Source organism: Candidatus Zixiibacteriota bacterium (assembly GCA_021159005.1).
Classification (GTDB): Bacteria; Zixibacteria; MSB-5A5; order UBA10806; family 4484-95; genus JAGGSN01.
The window spans coordinates 1-4423 of the sequence record JAGGSN010000185.1 but is presented as its reverse complement, the minus strand read 5'-3'; the positions used below and the strand labels follow the sequence as shown (position 1 = coordinate 4423).

Annotated in this window: 5 protein-coding genes; all 5 read left to right on the top strand. The window is 41.3% G+C overall.

What is annotated here, in order from left to right; genetic code table 11:
* Positions 1 to 337: 337 nt before the first annotated feature.
* Positions 338 to 1009, top strand: a complete 672-nt coding sequence (locus J7K40_11495; GenBank protein MCD6163020.1) for a protein-L-isoaspartate(D-aspartate) O-methyltransferase — start codon at positions 338 to 340, stop codon at positions 1007 to 1009.
* A gap of 83 nt (positions 1010 to 1092) precedes the next feature.
* Positions 1093 to 1551: a PspC domain-containing protein gene (locus J7K40_11490; protein ID MCD6163019.1), complete on the top strand. Its 459-nt coding sequence runs from the start codon at positions 1093 to 1095 to the stop codon at positions 1549 to 1551.
* Positions 1538 to 2464, top strand: coding sequence for a hypothetical protein (locus J7K40_11485; protein ID MCD6163018.1), 927 nt, complete (start codon positions 1538 to 1540; stop codon positions 2462 to 2464). Before J7K40_11490 ends, J7K40_11485 begins: the two co-directional genes overlap by 14 nt.
* A gap of 215 nt (positions 2465 to 2679) precedes the next feature.
* On the top strand, positions 2680 to 3567 hold the full coding sequence (locus tag J7K40_11480; protein ID MCD6163017.1) for a sulfite exporter TauE/SafE family protein: 888 nt from the start codon (positions 2680 to 2682) through the stop codon (positions 3565 to 3567).
* A gap of 303 nt (positions 3568 to 3870) precedes the next feature.
* Positions 3871 to 4368: a transposase gene (locus tag J7K40_11475; protein MCD6163016.1), complete on the top strand. Its 498-nt coding sequence runs from the start codon at positions 3871 to 3873 to the stop codon at positions 4366 to 4368.
* The last annotated feature ends 55 nt before the right edge of the window (positions 4369 to 4423 follow it).

Sequence of the window (4423 nt, the reverse complement as noted above, 5' to 3'; positions counted from 1 at the left end):
GAAATCTAATTCCTCCTGTCGGCGGACAGGCATGAAATATTATGCAAAGCAAAAAGTAGAATAGCGATGTTTGCTGGAGTTTTCCAATGTCTTGTTGTTCTATGGGCTGCGAATCAAGCAAGTTTCGCTTGTTGGATAATATTTAAAGAATTCTATGAAAAAAGCCGGACAGTAGTGAAAAAACTACTATTTTAAGGAGGTTGTTTCTGAAAATATTATTAAAATTTACTTGGAAAAGGCCGGGTAGCAGTGATATTTTAACTAATCAAACAAAATATTATCCAAAGGAGTCATTTTGAACTTTACGACAATTTCCTGTTTAGTTATCTTATATACTATGCCGGGATTTTCTAAAAACTCGCTGCTGCCTGATTCTGCCGATACTTATACTATGAATCGTTTAGCGATGGTTGAAACGCAGATCAAGCAGCGAGGAATCAGTGATAAAAACGTACTGGCGGCTATGGAAAAAGTCCCCCGTCATAGATTTGTGCCGGAGAATGTTATAAAATATGCCTATGAGGATGAGCCGTTGCCTATCGGATCGGGGCAAACTATCAGCCAGCCGTATATTGTTGCTCTGATGACTGAGCTGTTAGAGTTAAAGAAGCATTCCAAGGTTTTGGAAATCGGGACCGGCTCCGGTTATCAAGCGGCTGTTTTGGCCGAATTATGCGATTCGGTATATTCTATCGAGATTGTCTGCGAACTTGCCGACCGGGCTGATTCCATTCTTAAGGCTCTCGATTATAACGCAACAGTCAAGTGCGGTGATGGTTATCAAGGTTGGCCGGATCATGCTCCTTTCGAGGCTATAATAGTTACCGCCGCGCCTGAAAAAATCCCCCAGCCTTTGTTAGACCAGCTTGCCGAGGGCGGACGGTTGGTGATTCCGGTAGGCTCCCATAATCAGGAATTGAAACTGATAAGAAAGGAATCAGGCAAGATTAAAGAAATGAATGTAATTCCGGTTCGTTTTGTGCCTATGACCGGTGAAGCGGAAAAATAATGCTTGAATTATCCTGTAACAAATTATAATTCACTAACGTATGGATATATAGAAAATAAACTATCTTGATGGGAGGTATGTTAATGCCCAACAGAAAATTATATCGTTCGCGTGAAAATGCCATGCTTGGCGGTGTATGCGCCGGCTTGGCTGAATATTTCAATGTCGATTCTTCACTGATAAGGCTGGCAACTGTTTTGCTTGTTTTTCCGGGAGGTTTGAGTTTTTGGGTATATGTGGCAGCCTGGATAATTATTCCTCAAAAACCGCTGCCTGTAGATGTTTCAGATTCTAATGCCTTAACTCCTCAAACAGGCGATGAAACGGTAATTGATAATAACAACGAAAAAAAAGAAAATGACAAAACGAAATTCATCGTCGGTATTGTTCTGGTTGTCATGGGTATGTTTTTTCTTATGAATACTCTAAATATCTTTGTTTGGTTTTCTTTCTTTAAGCTGTGGCCGATTGTCCTGATAATTATCGGTGCGGTGATTTTAGTTAAAGCATTGGATAAAGGCGGCTTAAATGAAAAAGATTAGCACTATACGCTGGGGAGTTATCCTTCTCGGAATAGGTTTATTTTTTCTGGCGATAAATTTCGATTATCTCGGTTATTCAGTCTGGGTTGAGTTAATATCGCTATGGCCAATTTTGCTTATCGCTATCGGTCTCGAATTTATATTTTCGCGAACTAAATATTACTGGCTGGGATTGTTATCCCCTCTCCTGATTGCCGCCACTTTTGCTTTTGTCGCTTTTTCTGAGGGCGGAAGCTGTGTTGACTATAATTGGCCAACAAAACGAAGTCATCGCATTGAGGAATTTTCTTATGAATTATCGCAGGACTCAACTATTAAAAACCTTAAATTGGATATAGATTTTGGTCTGGGCGAACTTTGGATTAGTCCGGTTTCCGATAAGCTTTTCTTAGGCGAATTCGAATACAGCTATAAAAAACCCAAATGCAGTTTCAAATCATACGGCGGCGATGGAGAAATCAGGATTAATACACTTGGTCGAAGAAATTTTAATATGTTCCATAGGAAAAATGTTTCAAATGATGCTAATATTTTTATTGCCGATAATATTCCGCTCGACCTTGATTTAGATATAGGCGCCGCCAATGTTGACCTTGATTTATCCGATTTAATTATCAAGAAACTAATTCTGGATACTGGCGCGGCTAAAATTGACCTTAAGCTTGGATGCCGGTCTGAGGATGATATATCAGTCGATATCGATGCCGGCGCCTCGCGGATTACCATCGGAATCCCCCGCGAAATGGGACTTGAAATCGACTCGGACGCCGCTTTATCATCAACCAATTTCAAAAAAGTCGGGCTGGAAAAATATCATGGCAAATACCGCTCGGATAATTATGACTCATCAGATTGTCGGACATCCATATCAATCGATTCAGGCGTATCGAGTATTCGGATTCAGTATTATTAGACTATAAACTGCCAGCAATAATCATAAGACGTTGCATAATGAAGGGCAGTCCGTCTCAGATGGACATCCCGACATATAAAAATTAATCCGTAGGGGCGAATTGCATTCGCCCTCTGGATACTAAGACAAGCAGACAATTTATTTCACATTTATTAGCGGATTTCTTCAGCATTTATTCTTGAAGTACTTCAATATTTCCCCTATATTATATACCCATGTACACATTTCCAATAAGCGGCGTGGAGACCTACTGGTGGCTGCCCGGTCTGGTGGCTTTTGTTATATCGTTTTTCACCTCGATGGGCGGCCTTTCCGGCGCTTTCATATTAATGCCGTTTCAGATAAGCATCCTCGGATTCAGTTCGCCGGCGGTAACTCCGACAAACCTTGTCTATAACGTATTTTCCATTCCCGGCGGCGTGTATCGTTTTATCCGTGAGAAGAGAATGATTTGGCCGCTTATGATTACAATTATAATCGGCACCCTGCCCGGACTTGTGATTGGCGCCTATCTCAGAGTAAAATACTTGTCCGATTCCAAAAATTTCAAGCTGTTTGTTGGCATAGTCTTGTTGTATATTGTTGTCAAGCTGGCTCAGGGGCTTAAAGAAAAAACGAGAGAATCTATAAACAATCAAGACTTTCAGGTAAAAACTTTAAAGTATAATCTTAGACAGATTCAATTCAACTTCAACGGACAAGCCTATAACACATCCACCGGTTTAATTTTCTTGCTGACATTAATCGTAGGCGTTGTTGGCGGCGCCTATGGCATCGGCGGCGGCGCTATTGTTTCGCCATTTTTAGTGGCTGTATGCGGTTTACCGGTGTATGCGGTTGCCGGAGCGGCGCTATTCAGCACATTTTTATCATCCGTTATGGGCGTTATTGTTTATAGTTACTTTTTGCCGGTGATATTTCCCGGTTTCCAAACTGTCAAACCGGATTATCTTCTGGGATTATCGCTTGGAGTCGGAGGTTTTGCCGGAATATATCTTGGGGCAAGATTCCAAAAGTATTTCCCCTCAAGGTTTATAAAGGCTATTCTTGCTATCTCACTGGGTATAGTTGTAGTAAAATATGTCGGCGGATATTTCTGGTAATATTTGCGATATCTTATTCAATAAGCATGAATTGATATACATCCTGTGGCTGGCGTACGTCCTCGTGCGCCAGCTTGCTTTTATTAAGTAATAGGACGTCCGCCTGAGGCGGATACGCCCTCTTGTTACCAAGCAGCGCTTGGTAACAAGAGAGATTTATTGCTTTATCAACAGTTGAAGCAGGTCAAAACCACTTGGGACTTGACCTACTGGGCTGCATGGGTGCCCCATCCGCTTGCGGTGGGTTTCTTTAATGTAGAGAATACATTTGCATAATAAACCATACTTCGATATAATTTAAATATGCCTAAATTAAAACATTTTGACAATGACCACACTGTCAGGTTTATTACTTTCAGTTGTTACAGAAGACAACCCAATCTTAATATACTGTCGGCCAAAGAAATATTGTCTGAACAAATTGCTGTGGCGAGAAAAAAACACGGTTTTAAACTACTCGGTTATGTGATTATGCCTGAACATGTGCATCTGGTGATTTTCCCTAATCCCGGTACTAAGGTGGGTTATTTAATAGGCGAGATTAAATCATTCACCGCCCGAAGATATTTCGCTTCGGCGAATATCGGTTTGCCTGATTCAAAGCGAGTGTTCTGGGAGAAGCGATGTTATGACCATAATTGCCGCAACGTCTTATCGGTTAGAGAAAAGATCAATTATTGTCATAATAATCCGGTGAAACGAGGATTGGTTGATTCTTCGGCGGAATGGCTCTGGTCAAGTTATAATTGGTATATGGGAAAACGAGATGTACCGCTAATGATAGACGAGTATGAAATGTGACCTGTATTCGATGATGTAATGGGAACCCACCGCAAGCGGATGGGGCACCCGTGCA

Excerpts from the sequence above, each read along its gene's own strand:
- J7K40_11495 (MCD6163020.1), top strand. The coding sequence starts at position 338 with ATGCCGGGATTTTCTAAAAACTCGCTGCTGCCTGATTCTGCCGATACT.
- J7K40_11490 (MCD6163019.1), top strand. The coding sequence starts at position 1,093 with ATGCCCAACAGAAAATTATATCGTTCGCGTGAAAATGCCATGCTTGGC.
- J7K40_11485 (MCD6163018.1), top strand. The coding sequence starts at position 1,538 with ATGAAAAAGATTAGCACTATACGCTGGGGAGTTATCCTTCTCGGAATA.
- J7K40_11480 (MCD6163017.1), top strand. The coding sequence starts at position 2,680 with ATGTACACATTTCCAATAAGCGGCGTGGAGACCTACTGGTGGCTGCCC.
- J7K40_11475 (MCD6163016.1), top strand. The coding sequence starts at position 3,871 with ATGCCTAAATTAAAACATTTTGACAATGACCACACTGTCAGGTTTATT.